General features: G+C 36.5%; 11 protein-coding genes and 6 pseudogenes. 3 read left to right on the forward strand and 14 right to left on the reverse strand.

What is annotated here, in order from left to right; translation table 11 throughout:
* Window positions 1–130: 130 nt before the first annotated feature.
* The 7 genes and pseudogenes from NBRC111893_RS10195 to ykzS all read right to left on the reverse strand — a co-directional run bounded on the left by NBRC111893_RS10195 (window position 131) and on the right by ykzS (window position 7,983).
* Window positions 131–2,191 (reverse strand): LTA synthase family protein, encoded by a 2,061-nt coding sequence (locus tag NBRC111893_RS10195; protein WP_125009016.1) that lies wholly within the window; start codon window positions 2,189–2,191, stop codon window positions 131–133.
* 60 nt (window positions 2,192–2,251) lie between these two features.
* A pseudogene (locus NBRC111893_RS10200) lies at window positions 2,252–3,262 on the reverse strand (lysylphosphatidylglycerol synthase transmembrane domain-containing protein).
* Window positions 3,249–4,284, reverse strand: a pseudogene (locus tag NBRC111893_RS10205) (glycosyltransferase family 4 protein). Before NBRC111893_RS10205 ends, NBRC111893_RS10200 begins: the two co-directional pseudogenes overlap by 14 nt.
* A gap of 24 nt (window positions 4,285–4,308) precedes the next feature.
* Window positions 4,309–5,495 (reverse strand): annotated as a pseudogene (locus NBRC111893_RS10210) (glycosyltransferase family 4 protein).
* 158 nt (window positions 5,496–5,653) lie between these two features.
* Complete coding sequence (gene ptsP / locus NBRC111893_RS10215) at window positions 5,654–7,390, reverse strand: phosphoenolpyruvate--protein phosphotransferase (RefSeq protein WP_125009017.1); 1,737 nt, start codon at window positions 7,388–7,390, stop codon at window positions 5,654–5,656.
* 4 nt (window positions 7,391–7,394) lie between these two features.
* The gene (locus tag NBRC111893_RS10220) at window positions 7,395–7,661 is read right to left on the reverse strand and encodes a phosphocarrier protein HPr (protein WP_125009018.1); all 267 of its coding nucleotides are present in this window, start codon (window positions 7,659–7,661) and stop codon (window positions 7,395–7,397) included.
* Between the two features lie 127 nt (window positions 7,662–7,788).
* Window positions 7,789–7,983: a protein YkzS gene (ykzS, locus tag NBRC111893_RS10225; protein WP_125009019.1), complete on the reverse strand. Its 195-nt coding sequence runs from the start codon at window positions 7,981–7,983 to the stop codon at window positions 7,789–7,791.
* Window positions 7,984–8,118: 135 nt separating this feature from the next.
* Between ykzS and NBRC111893_RS10230 the strand changes: the two are divergent.
* The 3 genes and pseudogenes from NBRC111893_RS10230 to NBRC111893_RS10240 all read left to right on the forward strand — a co-directional run bounded on the left by NBRC111893_RS10230 (window position 8,119) and on the right by NBRC111893_RS10240 (window position 11,560).
* A pseudogene (locus NBRC111893_RS10230) lies at window positions 8,119–10,349 on the forward strand (ATP-dependent Clp protease ATP-binding subunit).
* A gap of 135 nt (window positions 10,350–10,484) precedes the next feature.
* A complete protein-coding gene (locus tag NBRC111893_RS10235) occupies window positions 10,485–11,075 on the forward strand; it encodes a MucBP domain-containing protein (protein WP_125009020.1) in 591 nt (196 codons plus the stop codon).
* 41 nt (window positions 11,076–11,116) lie between these two features.
* Window positions 11,117–11,560 (forward strand): hypothetical protein, encoded by a 444-nt coding sequence (locus tag NBRC111893_RS10240; protein ID WP_148094905.1) that lies wholly within the window; start codon window positions 11,117–11,119, stop codon window positions 11,558–11,560.
* 47 nt (window positions 11,561–11,607) lie between these two features.
* Here NBRC111893_RS10240 and NBRC111893_RS10245 read toward each other — a convergent pair.
* The 7 genes and pseudogenes from NBRC111893_RS10245 to ntdP all read right to left on the reverse strand — a co-directional run bounded on the left by NBRC111893_RS10245 (window position 11,608) and on the right by ntdP (window position 20,015).
* Window positions 11,608–13,031: pseudogene (locus NBRC111893_RS10245) on the reverse strand (C69 family dipeptidase).
* Window positions 13,032–13,055: 24 nt separating this feature from the next.
* Window positions 13,056–14,630, reverse strand: coding sequence for a peptide chain release factor 3 (locus NBRC111893_RS10250; protein WP_125009022.1), 1,575 nt, complete (start codon window positions 14,628–14,630; stop codon window positions 13,056–13,058).
* Between the two features lie 137 nt (window positions 14,631–14,767).
* A pseudogene (locus NBRC111893_RS10255) lies at window positions 14,768–16,790 on the reverse strand (CDP-glycerol glycerophosphotransferase family protein).
* A gap of 12 nt (window positions 16,791–16,802) precedes the next feature.
* Window positions 16,803–17,642: a hypothetical protein gene (locus tag NBRC111893_RS10260; RefSeq protein ID WP_125009023.1), complete on the reverse strand. Its 840-nt coding sequence runs from the start codon at window positions 17,640–17,642 to the stop codon at window positions 16,803–16,805.
* A 62-nt stretch (window positions 17,643–17,704) separates the two neighbouring features.
* Complete coding sequence (gene tagD / locus NBRC111893_RS10265; protein ID WP_125009024.1) at window positions 17,705–18,115, reverse strand: glycerol-3-phosphate cytidylyltransferase; 411 nt, start codon at window positions 18,113–18,115, stop codon at window positions 17,705–17,707.
* Between the two features lie 102 nt (window positions 18,116–18,217).
* The gene (locus NBRC111893_RS10270) at window positions 18,218–19,330 is read right to left on the reverse strand and encodes an AI-2E family transporter (protein WP_191984852.1); all 1,113 of its coding nucleotides are present in this window, start codon (window positions 19,328–19,330) and stop codon (window positions 18,218–18,220) included.
* Window positions 19,331–19,451: 121 nt separating this feature from the next.
* Window positions 19,452–20,015: a nucleoside tri-diphosphate phosphatase gene (gene ntdP, locus NBRC111893_RS10275; RefSeq protein ID WP_125009025.1), complete on the reverse strand. Its 564-nt coding sequence runs from the start codon at window positions 20,013–20,015 to the stop codon at window positions 19,452–19,454.
* Window positions 20,016–20,102 lie beyond the last annotated feature (87 nt).

A 20,102-nucleotide genomic window follows, 5' to 3' on the forward strand; every position in this document is an offset into this window, starting at 1 on the left:
TACTATCTTAGGTCAACAACTTCTTAAAATAATTTATCATTGCAATAAACATTATCCAAAGCTGTGGTAATAATACTACACATATATCTAAACGAAGTCAATAAAAAAGAACCCCCAAAGGAGTTCTTTTTTATTTTAATTCTGGTGCATCAGTCTTATAATCCTTTAGCGTTGATTTGTCATTGTTCTCCGCCATAATGCTAGTTGGTTTATTCTTTTGAGCATCTGCAAGGTTCTTCATGGCCTTAGTATATTGATAAGTAAAATCTTTCTTATCCACTTTTTTAAATCCACTAGGAGTGTAGAACCTCAAAAGGTCTCCATAAATCACTCTATCTGAAAGAGAAAGTTCGGTTGTGACATGGTTTTGAACCGAGTCAATTTCTTCAGTTTGCTTTTTGTTAGGTGTAATTTCTTTTCCTGTCTTTGTTAAATAAACAGAACTTCCGACCTTAGTATATTTCGGTGTCACAAAGTCGCCATCTCTAAATGCTACCGTTTGATCATGTTTCTTAGATAGCAAATCTGTCCCAAATTGAATTGTATTATTGTTCTTATCACCAACTAAATGAAGTAGCGTTGGCAAGACATCAATTTCTCCACCATAAGTATGACGAATACCGCCCTTTAAATTTGGTGAATGAATCATGAATGGTACTTTTTGAAATTGAGCAAGGTCATAACTATTAACTGACTTCTTGTGCAATAGCTGAGCAATTGCTGGCCGATGGTTATTAGAAATCCCATAATGATCTCCATACAACACAATTGCACTATCTTTATACAAGCCCGTCTTCTTTAAGTAACTTAAGAATTCTCCAAACGCCTGATCCAAGTAGTGAGCAGTTTGAACATATGGATCAACCGTCTTATCACCAGTTTTAGTTGCTGGGAAACTGACATTTTCTTTATCCAAAATATATGGGTAATGATTTGTTAGTGTGATTAGCTTTGTATAGAAAGGCTGTGGCAATCTTTGTAAGTAGTTAGCAGAATCTCTAAAGAAAATCTTGTCTTTAAGGCCATAGCCTACACTATAATTAGCTTTTTCTTTATAATATTGTGAACTGAAGAAGTACTGGTAGCCCCATGACTTATAAGTACTATCACGGTTCCAAAAACTTGGAACATCCCCATGGAAAGCAGCTGTACTATATCCCATTTGGTCAAACAAGGCTGGAGCAGCTTGATACGTATTTTGAGATCCATAAGTAACCATCGCTGAGCCTTGTGGTAATCCATATAGAGAGTTTTCTAACATCATCTCAGCATCAGAAGTTTTTCCTTGAGCAACTTGATGATAAAAATTGTCAAAACTCAAAGTGTGATTATTCTTGTAGAACTTGTTCAAATTGGGTGTAACTTCTTTTCCATTAACCTTGTAGTTAATCAGAAATTGTTGAAAGCTTTCCAAATGAATGATAATGATGTTTTTATTTTTAAGCTTTCCAAAGTAAGCCGGGTCTGCTTTAGCTCGTGAATGTTTTAAATATTTTAAAACACTATCCATATCACTAGCCTTGGCGTGTGATCTAGTCGCAGATTCTTTTTGTGTTTGGTAGGCATTAAATGCAGCATACTCATTTAATCCTAAATACTTAACAATGTAGTTATTATCAAAGGATCGCGTAAGCAGACCAGATCTATCTGTGCTAGCTAAACCATACTCTCCCCACATCAGCAACAATGATCCTAAAGTAATGATCAGTGCTTTATACTTTTTAAATGGTCGAGTATCCACCCTAATGACTTTAGTAACTAATAAAGCAATTAAGATCACAATATCAATGAATACTAAAAAATCAGTTGGATGAATAATTTCCATCAAACTCTTGCCAAGGTTATTTTGAACATTACCAGAACCTTTAATGATTCCCATCGATAGAAAATCAGAGAATTCCCGATAATAAACAATATTGGCAAATATCCAAGTAGTTTCGATAAAGTCGATAATTAAAATCAACCAGTACTTTAGCCTGCCAGAAAAGTATAGTGCAATTCCGAAAGTTAATAGGGCCGCTGGAATTGGATTAACTGCCAATAAGAATTCCTGTAGCGATCCCTTTACTCCAAGCGTAAATTTAGTTTGATATACAATGTAAGTTTTAATACAGAAAAGCACGATCACTAAAAAGAAAAATCCCCAGGTCGTGTTAAATATGTTTTTAAATCGGTTTTTATTATCCGACATTCTTAGTTTCCTCCAAAAGCCTCTTCGTTTAATATTAATGGGCATTTTATGAATGTTTTTTTAATCCTTAACCTTATCTGGCTTCATTATTAAGCCAACTATCCCAGCAAACATTCCAATAATAGGTAATAATTCGCCATAAAAGCATAGCTAACACCATTTGCTGTTATTAGTAATATAACTACTAAATAAGGATTCAAAAGAAAACTCTGCTCCACCGGAACCACCCGGAATAGGAAATAGTGAAATAATCATCACAATCATCACATGTAAACTAGTTATCATAATGACATTAGCATTGGTATAACCTAGTGAAAGCATAATGAAGTACGGAATCAGATAGTAAACCATTAACTGAATAAACGTTAACCCTGTAATCTTCAGCAACAAACTTGGTTTACGGCCGATCCGAACGCTTTCCTCATATAAATTATCAATTTTAATGAGTAGTGTGGCTAACATTTCATCATACTTTGCATCCTTCATAAACCACTTAGCTGGTTTAGAAAATATCCGCGCCATCTTTTTGGTAAATCTAGGAACATACATTACTAGTAACAGGCCAACAATCACACTAAGATGAATAAAAAATCCCAATACGATAAATAGTGCCAATAAGTGCAGCTTTGTCGCAACATAATGAAACCCAATAACCAAACTAATGAAAAAATTAACTACAATCATCGCTTGGTACACCACAAACTTAATTAGCAGCACCGAACTAGCACGACCACCATCAACTCCTGTCTGCATCATTACAAACAATTGTCCTGGCTGACCACCAGATGAAAATGGAGTAATGCCATTAAATAGCTGTTCAACTAATGGAACTCGTATCGCATCTTTGAAAGTAAACTGGTTGACTCGATCAGACACTAGTACTTTTGTAATCACTGCCTCAACCAATAAATAAACTACGATACAGGCGAAAGCGACTAATAGCCACCAAAAATTAATTGAAAAGAAGTCTTCAATTAGCACACTTAATTTCACATCACGGATTGAAAAGGCAAAAATAACAATCCCTAGCAGTACCATGATTGAAAGTGTTATTTTATTATTTCTTGACATATTGCCCTTCCTTGGATTGTTCGGTATAAAAATCATACCAAATTTTTGCTAAATGATCTTCTGAATAGCGGTCACTAGCAGTAATTGAACGTTGTCGGTACTCACTAAGAAGTACTGGATCATTTATTAACTCGCGGAGCTTAACATTCATCTCTGCTTCATCCTTGCAACCAATGTAGTAGCCATTAATAATCGAATGATATAGATCTAAATCTCTTAACATTACTGGCGTATTAGTACTAAATGCTTCCAAAACTGACATCGGGAAAAGCTCATTGTACGACGGCAGTAAGAATAAATCACTTATATTGTAATATTCCACCATTTCATCTCGTGAAATAATCCCAGGGAATGATAAATTCTTAGGCGGATTACTAACGATTTTTCCAATTCAGCATAGCCCTCAGTAATTTTGCCAAATGAAAAACCGCCAGTCCAAATAAATTGGACATCTGGGTTTTGGTTAGCTAACTTAACAAAATCAAGCACTCCTTTACGAGTCTGAATTTGACCACTACCTAACACTGTAAATTTGTTTAAGTCATAACCGTATTTTTGTCTCAATACTATTTTTTAGAATCATCTACCGCATAAAAAACTTTCTTGCTAACAAAATTAGGAATATAGGTGATTTTTTCTCTAGCAATTCCATATCTTACTAGTTTATCAATGAAGGTCGGGTTGACCACGACAATATGGTCCATTCGCTTGTAAAAGGCGATTACATACTTATAAAAAATTCCTTTAAAGGGTTGCGGTAATTTGATACTACCGTCTAAAGTTTCAGGAAGAAAATGCACGTAGCCAATTTTTCTACCACGCTTCTGTGAAAAAGTAGATAGGTAAAATGTAGGATTAATCGTATGGTAGTGAGTAATGTCAGCCCGTCCATACTTGTTAACTGTGATCTTAAAATCATTGGCAAAATGCTTTTTTAGCATCTTAACTAATTCGACATATGCGCTCCCCACACCCTGACCTTTTACCTTCTCGGCGGTGGAAAACATATTGATTTTTAACATACAACTTTCCTTCCAAACTTAAAATTATTCAAGAGTATTTAAAGAACTAGTTCCGTCTAACTCTTGGTTAACCCGCATATCACGATAGAAATCAATTACGCGATTACCAAACGTATGCGCTGAAATCTCGTGCAACTTATTTGCCAGTGTTTGCGCAACGAAGTGGTCACTCCGATTGATTGGTTCTGCTAAGTATTTGCTGACAATTGAAATAAATTCATCGTCAGTGTTAAATGTCTGTCCAAGACTACGACTATCTAATAGTCCATCCGTATAGTCGCTTGATCTAACGATGACTGGTAATCCAGCCGCCATCGCTTCGATATATGTCAAGCCCTGGGATTCAGATGTGGATGTTGAAACAAAAACATCCGCCGCTTGATAAAATGCATTAACTTCATCATTAGAAATTTCACCCGTAAAGATTACCCGATCAGTCAAATTCATTTCTTTAACTTGATTCTTTAGAGAATCTTTAGCAGGACCATCCCCAACAATCATCATCTTAACGTCAGACATAGATTCAGATATTTGTGGTAATAGGCTAATTACATGATCAATATCTTTTTCAAACGCTAACCGACTTAAGGTTAGAATCAAAGGCGTTTTTTTACCAATCTGGTAGGCATCGCGAATATTCTTTTGCACTGGTTGATTGAACTTGTCTACGTCGATTCCAGTAGGAATAATTCGCATATCAGATTTAACCCCATAATCAGTTAAAGTGTCCAGCACCCGATCAGATGGGGTGATTACGCCATTTAAGTTATGGCAAAACGCTAACGTTCCTTCTTTAACATGAACTGGACGTAATAGCCTACCATTAGCAACATAATGTAGATAATCTTCGTACATCGTGTGATATGTATGCACACATGGAATATTTAAATTTCTAGCAACAAATTTACCAATCATTCCCATTGAAAACTCAGTCTGGGTATGCACAATATCTAAATTGAGCTCTTTAGCGATTTCATAAGCTTGAAATAAACCTCTAACAGCGATTCTTCTATCTGTAAACGAAATAAATGGAATGCTTGAAAATCTAAAAATATCCTTTTCAAACTTATCTTTGTCAACGTGGGGATCAGTAGTCGTAAAATATACACCTGATGTCCCTGACGCTTCAGTTCATTCTTTAAAGTCTTTATCGAGGTAGCCACGCCACTAACCTGTGGAAAATATGTGTCAGTGAAAATTCCAATATTCACGCTAAGCTCCCCTTTCTTATTTAGTAGTAATAATTCATCAAAAACCGCTGTAAGATAATCATTGTAATTATATTTGTTTCAAAAATGTATTGCAAACCACTAAAACAAAAAACCGGCCGATAATTGAGTAACACCAATTTATTAGCCGGTTTGTTAAGTTATTTATAAGTGTTTTCGTAATCATCATATAAAGTACGTTTTACGTCTTTGATAACGTCGTTACTCGTAGAATAAAAGCTTAATGTTCGATTAGCCAAAGCCACCATCTTGTCTGAGTCTAAAGTACTAATCAACGAGCGACTTGGTAAGATTTGCCGTGAACTCATGGAATATTCATCTAAGCCCATTCCAAGTAATATCGGAATGGCAAGCTGATCACCTGCCATTTCACCACACATACAAGCTAAGATGGAATTATTATGGCATGCTTCAATGACCATTTTAATCATTCTCAAAACAGCTGGATTGTATGGCTGATACAAATATGCAACTTTCTCATTACCCCGATCTGCTGCCATCGTGTATTGGATTAAATCATTAGTTCCAATACTCATAAAATCCACTTCTGAAGCGAATTGATCAGCTAAAATAACCGTAGCCGGCACCTCAACCATTATTCCTAGTTTGATATCGCCAACGGGTAATTTATCAGCCTGAACCTTTGCAAGTTCTTCATTAAAAACGGTCTTGGCCTGTCTAAACTCCTCGATTGTAGCAATCATCGGAAACATAATTGATAACTTTCCAAACGCTGACGCTCTGATTAAAGCTCTTAATTGGGTTCGAAAGATGTCTTCACGATCCAAGCTTAGCCTGATAGCTCGGTAACCCAGAAATGGATTATCCTGCTTGGGGGCCTTAAGATATGGGACCGGCTTATCACCGCCAATATCTGCGGTTCTGATTGTCACTGGTCGATCCCCCATTAAATCTAAAACATGTTTGTAGATATCAAACTGTTCTTCTTCAGTGGGTAACTTATCAGTTTTCATATATAAGAATTCCGTTCTAAATAAGCCAATTCCTTCAGCTCCATGCTGAATCGCAAATTCAACTTCACTATCGGAACTAATATTAGCAGCCAATAACGTTTTCTTGCCATCATTAGACATCGTATCTTTGGCAGCTAACTTGGCTAACGCTTTTCTTTGCTGCTGATATTCTTCCTGCTTAGCTCGATACATTTCTATCTGGTCATTATCAGGATCAACAATTACATCACCCGTCAAACCATCAACAATTACGACATCACCATTTTGAACATTTTCGATAATATTTTCTAGCCCTACGACTGATGGAATCTCCAAAGTCCGCGACATAATTGCAGAATGAGAAGTCTTGCCACCCAAGTCAGAAACAATTCCCTTAACCAATTGAGGAACAAACTGTGCAGTTACACTTGGCGTTAGCTCATGGGCAATAATAATTACTTTCCGATCAACTAACGCAGGATCATTTAACGTCACTCCCAACAAATGACTCATTACCCGCTTAATAACATCATTAACATCATCAGCGCGCTGCTTCATATATGAATCAGTAAGAGCGTTAAAAGTTTCAATATATTTTTTAGTAATTGCATCCAGTGCAGCTTCAGCGTTAATTTGCTTTTTAGAAATCAATTGGGTTACCTGTTCGAAAAACTCAGGGTCAGATAAAATCTCTATATGTGCACTAAAGACCTCAGCTGCATGTCTACCGAGGTCTTTTTGGGTTCTTTGATAAATTGTAAACAACTCGTCTTTAGATAACTGAATCGCTTTATTAAGCCGTTCAATCTCCACATCAGAATTATTAACAGTATATGTCGTAAATGAAAGATCAGGTTCGGCTAGTAAAAATGCTTTTTCAATTGCAATTCCATCGCTAGCAGCAATCCCCTTGAACTTTTTCATTTTATTAGTCTATTAATCCTTCTTGTTTCAAAGTTTCAGTAATTGCTTCAATGGCTTGCTTTTCGTCATCACCATCTGCAGTAATTGTAACTGATGCACTTTGACCAACTCCGAGTGACATAACACCCATGATTGACTTCAAATTAACTGACTTTTCTTGATATTCAAGAGTAATGTCTGAGTTAAATTTACTTGCAGTTTGTACAAGAAGAGTGGCTGGACGAGCGTGAATTCCAGTCTCAGCAGTAATGTTATATTCGTGTTTTTCCATTGTTATCATTCTCCTCTGAGTTTATTTGGCTTAAGTCTGGTTAAGTCAAAATTCATCTTTACCTATTAAGAATATCAATTAATAAACTAAAATACAAGTTTAAATGAACCGCTTACAGTGCTTTTTTTCATTCACTTTGCGCTTTTTCAAAAGTATAGACAACTATACCACCCTTTTGAGCAGTTCCAATCACCCGTTTTCGGGCCTCAAAATCCATGAATGCCTCTTGAAAATCCATGAACTCCGTTGGTTGTACCTTAATTTCAGAGATTTCTCCTGATCTTAACTTTTGCAGTTGATCAGTAAATTCTGCTTTTGCCATGACTGCCTCCTTAATATAGAACATATTACTTGATTCTATAGTTGGTTATTGTATAATACTTTTCGAAGGTCAAAGTTGGTCAGTGATTTATTGACCAATGCCTTTATTCTTAATTTTAAAGGAGGAAAGCAATTAATGCTATGCCAAAATTGCCATCAAAATGAAGCAACTATCCATTTATATACTAATGTAAATGGTTCAAAGCAAACAATTAACCTTTGCCAAAATTGCTATCAACTCCTAACTAACAGACAAAGAAATCAGGGAGGTGCTCAAGATATGGCACAAGATCCATTTGGATTCGGTGGATTAGATGATATTTTCCGGGCAATGCAAAACGGAAATCCTGATATGAACAACCAACAATCATCAGTCCCTCCTACCCAACCACAAGGACCCACAAACGGTGGTCAAAACGGTCGCTCTGGTAATGGAAATTCATTATTAGATCAATATGGTATTAATATGACTCAGCTTGCTAAAGATGGGAAAATTGATCCAGTTGTTGGCCGAGACAATGAAATTAAACGGGTCGTTGAAATTCTTAACCGAAGAACTAAAAATAATCCTGTTTTAATTGGTGAAGCCGGGGTTGGAAAAACCGCTGTGGTTGAAGGATTAGCACAACAAATCGTTTCTGGCGATGTTCCTGCTAAGCTTCAAAATAAACAAGTTATCCGCTTGGATGTCGTTTCTCTAGTTCAAGGAACTGGAATTCGTGGCCAATTCGAACAACGAATGCAACAACTAATTGATGAAGTTCAGGGTAATCCAGATATTGTCTTGTTTATCGATGAAATTCACGAAATCGTTGGTGCCGGTAATGCGGAAGGTGGTATGGATGCTGGTAACGTTCTTAAGCCAGCCCTCGCCCGTGGTGAATTCCAACTCATCGGTGCAACTACCCTCAAAGAATACCGTGATATTGAAAAAGATTCTGCTTTGGCTCGTCGTCTACAACCAGTCACCGTTGAGGAACCATCTCCTGAAGAAGCGGTTGAAATTCTCAAGGGTATTCAAAAGCGTTATGAAGACTATCACCACGTTAAATACACTGATGAGGCCATCAAAGCTGCCGTTGAATCATCCGATCGTTATATTCAAGATCGTTTCTTGCCTGACAAGGCCATCGATTTGCTGGATGAAGCCGGTTCACGTAAAACTTGACGATCAATGTGGTTGATCCTTCTACTATTGAAGAAAAATCAAGAGCGCTGAAAGTCAAAAGCAAGCTGCCTTAAAGAATGAGGATTACGAAAAAGCTGCTTACTATCGTGATCAAGTATCTAAGTTGGAACAAAAGAAGGCCGATGGCAACATTGACTCTTCTTCAATTCCTGAAGTTACTGAATCTGATATGCAAAAGATTGTTGAAGAAAAGACTGATATTCCAGTTGGCGATTTACAAACTCAAGAACAGGAACAGCTTAAAAACCTCGCCCCTAACCTTGAGAAACATGTAATCGGCCAAAATGATGCCGTCCAAAAAGTTGCTCGAGCTATTCGTCGTAACCGAGTTGGTTTCAATGGCACAGGTCGACCAATTGGTTCATTCCTATTTGTTGGTCCTACTGGAGTCGGTAAAACTGAGTTGGCTAAACAACTTGCTTTCCAACTATTTGGTTCTAAGGACTCGATGATTCGATTTGACATGTCTGAATATATGGAACCACACTCAGTGGCTAAGCTGATTGGTTCACCACCTGGATATGTTGGCTATGATGAAGCTGGTCAATTAACTGAACAAGTTCGTCGTCATCCATACAGCCTAATTCTGTTAGATGAAGTTGAAAAGGCTCATCCCGATGTCTTACACATGTTCTTGCAAATTCTTGATGATGGTCGTTGACAGATAGTCAAGGTCGCACAGTTTCATTCAAAGACACCATTATTATCATGACAAGTAACGCTGGGACAGGCGATTCCGAAGCAAATGTTGGTTTTGCAGCTGCCGCTTCAGGTACTACCCATTCTGTTATTGATAAGTTGACCAACTACTTCAAGCCAGAATTATTAAACCGATTTGACGACGTTATTGAATTCAACGCCCTTTCAAAAGATAACTTACAACACATTGTTTCATTGATGATCGATGATGTTAATGAAATGCTATCTCAACAAGGACTCGTGATTGAAGTTCTGATGCTGCTAAGAAGAAACTGGTTGACCTTGGATTCAATCCTGCCATGGGTGCCCGTCCATTAAGACGTGTCATTCAAGAAGAGATTGAAGATAAAGTTGCTGATTACTACATCGATCATTCTTCAGAAGCTAAACTATTAGCTGATGTCATTGATGATCAGATTGTTATCTCAGCTCCAGATAAACAAGCTCCAATTAAAGACGATTCAAAAACATCTGATTAATTAAAATAAAAGGCCGCTGGTATTAATTTACCAGCGGCCTTTTTTATTGTTCTGATAAGTCTGTTCTATAGATTGATTGAACCGGTTTTATGATATAATTTTAGAAGAATACTTTTAACGGGGGGTGAATTGCATATGGCATTTTTTGGGTGGTTCAACCGACGAATGAATCGGTTGTCTAAACGCGCAAAACAGAGAAATCGTTTCAGTAAACGGCCGCGTAAACAATCAGATCACCCCAACACCAATTTGCAACCAATAATTGATAATTCCGAACCATTAGATAATGCTACACCCCTTAATGAACAAAAGATTACCAATGTGACATCATTAGATGTTCCAACAACGGCAATCACCGTATTTTATCTAGATGCTGAGGGGAATTCCCTTCATGACCCCGATATCTTAGTTGGCAAAAGTGGTGATAGCCTAAACCTAAGACTTCCTAAATTTTCTGACTATATTCTAACTGATATTGATAATTTCACCAGTCAATTTAGTTCTACTAATCAAAAAATTACGTTTTGCTACACGCTTCGATTGGCAGCTCCCATCAAGATTTATTCAGTTGATTTAGATTCTTCTGCCATGTTGGCACCCATTGTGATGGTTTCTGGTAAACTAAATCAACTTTATGATATCTCTGCGCCAAAAATTGCTGGTTATAAGGTCACCAATAGTACTGGAAAAAATATGGTTACTTTGATTATCAAAGCCATGATGTAGTCTTCTATTACCGCCATGAGCAGTGGCGAACTGTTCAACCCGTGGAATACTACGTTAAGCTTCAAGCCCCACACATCGTATATGAAGGTCCTAATGGCCGCCCTTTGAAAACGAAGCTTCGTAGTAACTTAATTATTAAAGTATTTTTAAAAGTTATTACATCAACTGATGAAGTTTGGTATAACATTGGTGGTTCGCAATGGATCAATGGCGTACAAAGCCGGCAAAGTGAAGCCCCAGTTGGAGTTGCCACCAAGCCAATAACAAGGTTAATTTCTCAAGTAACTGAACTTACTGGCTACATCGACTTCATTGATCATCAACTAGTAAATGTTTATGATCAACCGTATGGAAAAATCAAAAATCAAATAATTAGCGGTACTACAGTGACCATCTCATCCGTTATGATTGATGATCAACAAATCAAATGGTATACAATTGGTGAAAGCGAAGTTATCCCCGCTCGTTATGTCATCATTAAATAAAAATAACTCAATGCGATAAATCTCGCATTGAGTTATTTTTATTTGCATTATAGGTTCTTATCAATGTTATATGTTAGTTTTGAAAGCGTTAATCCCTTTTCAAATAATCGGTGCATAAAATCTTCAACATCGGTCTTCATAAACTTAACTACTTCATGGTTTTGCTCAGTTAAGTAATTAGTAAGTTCTGATCCAGATAGTGACTTAGCGGCCACTAAACTATTTTGAACATGGCGGCGTAATTTTTCCTTAGATGCAGTTAAGAAATCAACATCATCCTGAATAAAATCTGAATAATGAGATTCAACCAATACAGATAACTTCCGATACATCCAATAGGCACTCTCATCATCACAATGAATTGGTGTTTCAGAATAACTAGGATCGGTATCCGTAACGTTGCCAAAGAATGGTACGTATGGGCTAAATGCTGGCACTCCAAATGATAGCCACATAATTGCTGAAGCATCTTTATTCACATCATTTCTAAGCTGTAGGACGTGAGAATTTTGAGTCCGATTCATAGAAATTGGTCTGAATTTAGTTTTGGTATCTTCATTACCATGGGCAAGTGGATCATATTCAGTTTCATTAAAGTGCGAGCTTAAAATATATTCAATGTCTTCTACACTAATCTTTTTGTTCGTATAGCAAATGAAGGGTAAGTCTGACGACATTGGATCCTGTTTGATTTCAGGGTTTAAATATCTTTGACCAAACCAAACCCGAGGCGTGTTGTAATGACGATCCTTTTCATTATCAGTTCCAAAAATATGACGGAAGTTAAAACCCTCTTTATCAGTATTCAAATGATATGTCTCAACAAATTCTTGAATGCCTTCAGAGTACATAAAGTTATCCGGATCATGAAAGTCAACCTGCTGGATAGCAACTTGATTAGCTGTAATTGCATAGGCATCATCTGGAATTCTTTGAGCAACCCAATGATGACCAGTAACAATTTCCATATACCATACTTCGTCATTATCGGAAAATAAGACAGCATTGCCCTCAGGTGAACCATATTTCTTAATTAATTCACCCAGATACGAAACCCCATGTCTAGCAGAATTAATAAATGGTAATACCATCGATTGCATTGAGTCTTCAGCAATTCCGTTCTCAACCAATGGATCATATGCAAGGGCCCGTTCGTTACCATAAACACTTTCAGTGGCACTCATCGCAACGTTCTTTTCGTTAAAGCCGCTTTCTGCATAGACCCCTTCTTTATCAACTTCTACGTTTGGAGTTGCCAATAGCGATAGCCGTTTTCAGGCATTTCTGCAGTAAAACCATTTTGATTTGACACCCAAGTCTCTTTGCGACCAGAAACGGCTTCATGAACGTAAAACCGTTGCGGTGTTAAAGGCAAAAAGGTATCGTCGTTACGTGCAATCATGGTTGAGCCATCGATAGAAGCATTCTTTCCTACTAATACACTAGTACATGCTGACAAATGTTTATCCATAATTAAACTACTTCTTTCATTATTTTATAGCTTAGCGGTTAACTTAACATCAGGATACTTGTCGGTAAACCACCGTAGGGCAAAATTATTCTCAAACAAGAATAATGGATCACCATTCCGGTCCTTTACTAATAGGTTTCTTGAAGAAGACATTCTTTCATCTAATTGTTCGGGATCAATCCAGCGAGCAGTTTTCTTACCCATTGGCTCCATAGTAACTTCGGAATTATATTCATTTTGCATTCTGAATTGGAAAACTTCAAATTGAAGTTGACCAACTGCACCCAAAATGTAATCGTTGGTTGAATAAGACGTATATAATTGAACGGCCCCTTCTTGAACCAACTGACTAATCCCCTTATGAAATGACTTTTGTTTCATTACGTTCTTAGCAGCAACTCTTACGAAAAGCTCTGGTGTAAACTGAGGTAATTTTTCATATTGAATTGATTTTTTCCCAGTGTAAATTGTGTCACCAATTTGGAAATTACCGGTATCATATAATCCGATAATATCACCAGCGACGGCGTTCTTTACATTTTCTCGCGTATTAGCCATAAACTCAGTCACGTTTGAAAGTCGCATCTTCTTTTGGGTTCTGAATAAATTAACATCCATTCCCTTTTCAAATTCACCTGAACATACTCTAACAAATGCGATTCGGTCCCGGTGATTAGGGTTCATGTTTGCTTGAATCTTAAAAACGAATCCGGAAAATTCATCACTCGCAGGATCGATGGCTTCGCCCTCTTCGGTTTTATGCGCAGTTGGGGCTGGGGCAAAGTTAAGGTACGCATCAAAAAAGGTCTTTACACCAAAGTTAACTAATGCTGATCCAAAGAATACCGGGGTTTGATCACCAGTTTTTATTTTTTCAGCATCGAATTGATTCCCTGCAGTTTCAATTAAATCAATGCTATCTTTAGCATCTTCGAACTGGGGATCTTCACCTAATTCAACATTATCAATTGGGTTGTTACCATCATCTAATTCAACCATTTCTGATGGGTTATCATGCTTATATAATTCAACTCGGTGGTTATATCGATCAAAAATACCAGTTAATGTTTTACCCATTCCAATTGGCCAATTCATTGGATATGCTTCGATATCCAAAACTTCTTCCAATTCATCAATTAAATCCATGGGCTCACGGCCATCTCGGTCTAACTTATTGATAAAGGTAAAAATAGGAATCCCCCGCATTTTACAAATCTGGAATAACTTTTTAGTTTGGGGCTCAATTCCCTTTGCGGAATCAATTACCATGACTGCTGAATCAACAGCCATTAGAGTCCGGTAAGTATCTTCAGAGAAATCCTCATGTCCTGGTGTATCCAAGATATTGATTCGCTTACCGGCATAATCAAATTGCATTACGGAACTAGTAACGGAAATACCCCGCTTTTGTTCGATTTCCATCCAGTCAGACTTAGCAAAATTACCAGTTTTTCTAGCTTTTACCGTTCCGGCTTCCCGAACAACCCCCCCGAACAATAGTAATTGTTCAGTGATTGTCGTTTTTCCGGCATCTGGGTGAGAAATAATTGCAAACGTTCGGCGCTTTGTATCAGCCTGCTTTAATTGTTTGTCTGTCATATTTGTTCCTTTCAATCGCAAAATCTATCAATTTATTCTACCACATTTTTAGTGCTTACCAAACTATCGATAAAGTTCACCACATTAACATCAAAAATCCAGCTATTGTCTTTTCAATGACAATAGCTGGATTAAATTTAAACGCCCTTTTCGATTTGTTGCATAACATAGTTAACAACCTTCAATGAACTAAGGCCGTCGTTAATTGCACAGAATCGATTATAAAAGCTCATAAATTGTTGGTTAGCACTCATATCAGGATGCTTAAGTGCGTGCTGAATCTCTTCTAACAATTGGTCAGGCGTATTGGCAATCTTCCCTGGCAAATCCTTTTCATAGTTAAGATAGAACCCGCGTAACTCTTCCTTATACAAATGGTAATCATAAGGATAGAACAAGATTGGTCGCTTAAGATAAGCATAGTCGAAAAATACGGATGAATAATCAGTAATTAGCAAATCAGACACTAAGTATAAATCGGAGATGTTAGGATGATCAGAAAAATCGTAAACAAAGTCAGCATAGTCAGAAATATCTAGTGCATTTGAAATTAAGTAATGCATTCTTAAAATTAAGACCGTATCTTCACCAAACGACTTTTTAAAATCATCTAAATTAAATGGTAACTCAAACGTATACTTACCCTTTTGAGCGAATTGATTATCACGATAAGTTGGGGCATACATTACCACTTTTTTATCCAGTGGAATCCCAAGTTCTTCTTTAAGTGCATCAATTTCGTCTGGTTTTGTATTAATTAGTTCATCATTTCGAGGATAACCAATTTTCAAAATTTGATTATTAAATCCAAATGCTGATCGGAAGATTTGTGTTGAATAGTCATTGGGTGATACCAATGCATCCCATCGATTTGCTTCTTTAACGAAGTTTTTATGATACTTAGCAGTTGTGGTTCCAGGCATTGACACGTTTTCAATGTCTAATCCCAATTTCTTCAATGGTGTCCCGTGCCATGTTTGAATATACGTTACATAACTTGGCTTTCTTACCCAAGATGGGTATCTAGCATTACTAATCCAAAATTGTGATTTTTCAAGGGTTCTCACCCACTTGCCAGTCCGCCGAACCACGTAACTGATACCATGCTCTTTACAATAGCCCTTTAATGATTTATCAATTGACCAAATCATATTAATCCCGGGATATAATTTTGAAACAATTGATAAATCGCATACGGACTATCACTAACCTGCCGACCCCCAAAGCTTTCAAAAACAATGGTGGTGTTATCAAATGGTGAATGGCCTCGTTTAAATAAGCGTCTCATTCGGAATAAATTTAATTTATCCTGAATCATATCAATAACTTCGATTACATTATGAGCTTTACCGCCGGCTGCAACAATTTTTGACCAAGTGAAGCACCAGGAAATTCTCTAACAATAATGCTGTTATCAAATCGCTTCTCTAACATCACTTCACGCTGACCAGGTAATGAAACATCCGTTACTTGGCCCGCCAATGATTTAACACTAATCATTCGTTGCTCAATTGTTTGGTCATCTAACTCATAGTTAATATACAATTGACAAGCCGAATTTTGAGGGATATCAGTTAACGGGATTGAAACTGTGAACATTCCTGCGAACAACTTATCAGTAATTTTAAAATCGAGTTTAGTGTTACTTCCCTCACTTTTTAAAATAACGCGTTGATTTTTAATGTTTGTGCCGTTGATTTTGTTATAACCAGTGATCTCCAAGTTTTCTGGAGTTAAGTTCACTGAATTAATCATAAATTGATCATTGGACTGCTTAGTCCGAATATTAAAATTAGCCATGCCAACTGGATCAGAATTAAACTGATAATAACTTGTTAATTCCAATTGATGACGATCACTTAAATACTCACTTTCAACCTGAATAACTTCCTTAGTGCTATTACTATTAGTCACAAAATAAATTTGCCATTCAAATTCAGTCTGATCAGTATTATCAAAATGAAAATCTTGAGCATTAATCGCAATTCTGATGATATTATGACTTAAAATTTTATTAATCGGATGCATAATGGAAGCCCGACTATTTTTTTCCACAAATAAAATATATGAGTTTTCAAGAGAACTAACCACATCGAGCAATTCAAACTCTAATACTTGGCTGTTCTTTTTTTGATGAACTCCAGAAAGTATCGCACGCAATTTTATGTCCCCTTAATAATTAAAGATTCGTTGCTTAGGCATGTATTTAGCAATATCAACCATATCAACTGAATCTAAATAGATTTCTGTATCTACCAATTTCATATTCGCAAGCAAACGGTTATAAAAAGCATTGATATTATCATATCGTTTAAAGTCAGAGTATGAAATTACTTTGATTGAAGATGTCTCGATACTCGATTCGAATGTTTTAATCGATTTCTTATCATCATCACTATTCATTACTAGTTCAGCTGGTGCTTCAATCACTGCAGAAGTTCCTAGCAAATAGCTAACCTTTTTGGTTACTTTCGTTTCGGTAAATCTAAACAATAGTTCCTGTTGCGAATTCAATAACAAGCTTTCGAATATTTCACCGTTACGATACTTTTCAATCCCGAATAACTGGTCATGATCATAATTATTAATTTGCACAATTTGCGCCGCTTCATCAAACAAGATTGTGTGAGTTAAGGCCTCGTCAACAAATAATGATTCAGCTCGCAAATCTCCAGTATTAGTAACAAATCGTTTAACCCTTCCCTTAGAAACCTGCATTTCGTGAGCAATTAAACCCTCGATTGAATCATCGATAACTTCTTCATCACGCAACGGAACCCCAGTATCACTTTTAAATACGTCAAATAGGCTAGTAATCCGAATCTTTTCAACATCAATATTTCCCCAAATATTTTGAATGTCTTTTTTAGATTGATATACTTCATCAAAATTAGTCATTGCGAGTAGCACCGCTACTTCATAATCATTACTTTGCAAAGTCTCGATTTTATTAATAAAGCTTGGTTTCTTTAACCCATTAATCGATGTCACCAAAAAAAGTGCTTGCTTCATGATTTCCTCCTGATAATAAAATATCCCTAGTTTAATCACTGGGGATATTTCGTCTTATTAACTTAGGCTTTCCAAGTATCTGAATCAGATAAGCCAAGGTCTTCCTTGATCTTAGATGTTGAAATTCCTTCGGTTCTTGGAAGGTAAATAACTTCACAATAGTCTTCTAAGAAATCAAATTTACCTTTCCAGTCATCACCCATAACAAAGGTGTCGATATTGTTGTCCACAACATCAGAAATTTTTTGATCCCATCCCTTTTCAGGAATTACTTCATCAACATATTTAATAGCTTCTAAAATATATTTGCGATCTTCATATGAAGTATAAGCTTTCTTACCCTTTTCAGCATTAAACTCATCAGATGAAAGGCAAACTGTTAAGTGATCTCCCAGTTCCTTTGCCCGTTTAAGCAAGCGAACGTGACCTTTATGGAGCAAATCAAATGTTCCATATGTAATTACTTTTTTCATAAAATCTCCTACTTTATAGTAACTTTCGAATTAATAAACACATACTAAATACTAGCATAAACTGCTTCTACGTCAATAATTATTAAGGGTTCTTAAAGTTAATTAGTCTCTTAATTGAAGAATATTATATACATGCACAATAACAACCTTCAAAACTGCATATAGTGGGATCGCTAAAATCATTCCGAACAATCCAGCGATATTACCTGCAGCTAATAAAATAACAATGATTGTTAATGGATGAATTTGAAGTGATTTTCCAATGACATTTGGATAAACTAAATTACCATCAACTTGTTGAACAATTAAAACAACAATGATGTTATAAACCACATTCAACCAACTACCGGTTGCTAATGAAACTGCCAACGCAGGCGCAATTCCAATGTATGGGCCGACATAAGGAATAATATTACAAATTCCGGCAATCACTCCCAACAATAAGGCGTAGTGCATACCAATAATTGAATATCCAATTGCAGTAAATGTCCCCACAAATAAGCATTCAATCATCTGGCCACTGATGTATTTTGAAATTGTCTTACTCATTTCACTCAACAGGTCCATAATTTGGGTTTGATGTTTTTTAGGCAACATTTTTTGAATCGTTGGCGCTAACTTTGTACCATCCTTAAGCATGTAGAACAACACAATCGGCACTGTGATTATTACAATTACGACATTCGCAGCAGTTGAAATAATACTGCCAATTCCATTGGTAACCCCTGATAAGATTCCATTAGCATACGTCGTAACGTTCTGAGAAATTTTCTTAGTAATTGAATTGAAGTCGATCTGTTTTAATAATCTTTGAGAATTAGCATCCTTAAAAATTTTATCTAATAATTTTTGTGCATCACTAATTACACTTGGCAATTGATTCGCTAAGTTCACTATCTGATTAACGAGCTTAGGGATAAATACAGCTGCAATGAGGACAATTGCTGCAATCAATAACAAAAATACTATGGTAACCGCTAACGTCCTAGACATCTTTCGTTTTCCAAGCTTAATCTTCGTTAATAGGTTAACGATTGGGTTAAGCATGTAAAATAAAAATCCGGCTAATAGTATTGGAATAAAAACGGTCGATATAAAAATTGCAATTGGAGTAAACATAAAGCCAATCTGGGTGCATCCCCAAATAATCGCCACAACAATCAGGATTTCAATTGACCAAAACATTAGCGATGAACTTTTTAACCTACTTATCATCTAACGATCTCCCACGTAATTTATTTAGTTTCTATTTTAGCATAACCTTATTTTTAAAAAACATTTTCCAAAATAAAACAAAAAGGATGACGGTGAACACAAACTTCACCAGCCATCCTTTTTATTTACGTTCTTCATTATTCTGACGAGATAGTTCCAAATACCGTTCGTACCAAATTGCAATAAATTCCTTAGAAAACGGCCCCTGTTCATTATTTATCCAATCAACAATGATTCTAACGTTGCGCTTTAAGATCCGATCGATTTCATCACCATAATGCCACTTAGCGGAAAAATCTAAGTACTCATCAACGTCCAATAATTTCCGCTTGCCATCGGGAAACACTTTAACATCTAAATCGTAATCAATGTACTTAAGTGCTTCCTTGTCTAAGACATATGGTGACGCCAAATTACAGTAATAAGCAATGCCATCATCACGAATCATCGCAACTACGTTAAACCAATACTTTTTATGAAAATAAACAATCGCCGGCTCCCTGGTCACCCAATGACGACCGTCATCTTCCGTGACCAAAGTATGATTATTACAACCAATTAACGAATTTTCGCTAGTCTTTAATACCATCGTATCTCGCCAGATACGATGCAAGCTGCCATCGTGCTTATAGCTTTGAATCGCAATGAAGTCGCCTTCTCGTGGTGATTTGCTATCTCGTGGCATAAGTTTATACCCACTTTCAGACCAAGCTACTAGCATCCGATTGTTCCCAATCCACTAATGATTATATCAAATGTTGCGCTTTTTGCC

Origin of the sequence: Lentilactobacillus kosonis, assembly GCF_003864335.1 — a bacterium.
Taxonomy (GTDB): domain Bacteria; phylum Bacillota; class Bacilli; order Lactobacillales; family Lactobacillaceae; genus Lentilactobacillus; species Lentilactobacillus kosonis.

What these genes read in the sequence shown, in the direction of transcription:
- NBRC111893_RS10220 (WP_125009018.1), bottom strand. Translation starts at nt 7,661, where the DNA reads ATGGAAAAACACGAATATAACATTACTGCTGAGACTGGAATTCACGCT.
- NBRC111893_RS10235 (WP_125009020.1), top strand. Translation starts at nt 10,485, where the DNA reads ATGGCATTTTTTGGGTGGTTCAACCGACGAATGAATCGGTTGTCTAAA.
- ykzS (WP_125009019.1), bottom strand. Translation starts at nt 7,983, where the DNA reads ATGGCAAAAGCAGAATTTACTGATCAACTGCAAAAGTTAAGATCAGGA.
- ntdP (WP_125009025.1), bottom strand. Translation starts at nt 20,015, where the DNA reads ATGCCACGAGATAGCAAATCACCACGAGAAGGCGACTTCATTGCGATT.
- NBRC111893_RS10270 (WP_191984852.1), bottom strand. Translation starts at nt 19,330, where the DNA reads ATGATAAGTAGGTTAAAAAGTTCATCGCTAATGTTTTGGTCAATTGAA.
- ptsP (WP_125009017.1), bottom strand. Translation starts at nt 7,390, where the DNA reads ATGAAAAAGTTCAAGGGGATTGCTGCTAGCGATGGAATTGCAATTGAA.
- NBRC111893_RS10260 (WP_125009023.1), bottom strand. Translation starts at nt 17,642, where the DNA reads ATGAAGCAAGCACTTTTTTTGGTGACATCGATTAATGGGTTAAAGAAA.
- tagD (WP_125009024.1), bottom strand. Translation starts at nt 18,115, where the DNA reads ATGAAAAAAGTAATTACATATGGAACATTTGATTTGCTCCATAAAGGT.
- NBRC111893_RS10195 (WP_125009016.1), bottom strand. Translation starts at nt 2,191, where the DNA reads ATGTCGGATAATAAAAACCGATTTAAAAACATATTTAACACGACCTGG.
- NBRC111893_RS10250 (WP_125009022.1), bottom strand. Translation starts at nt 14,630, where the DNA reads ATGACAGACAAACAATTAAAGCAGGCTGATACAAAGCGCCGAACGTTT.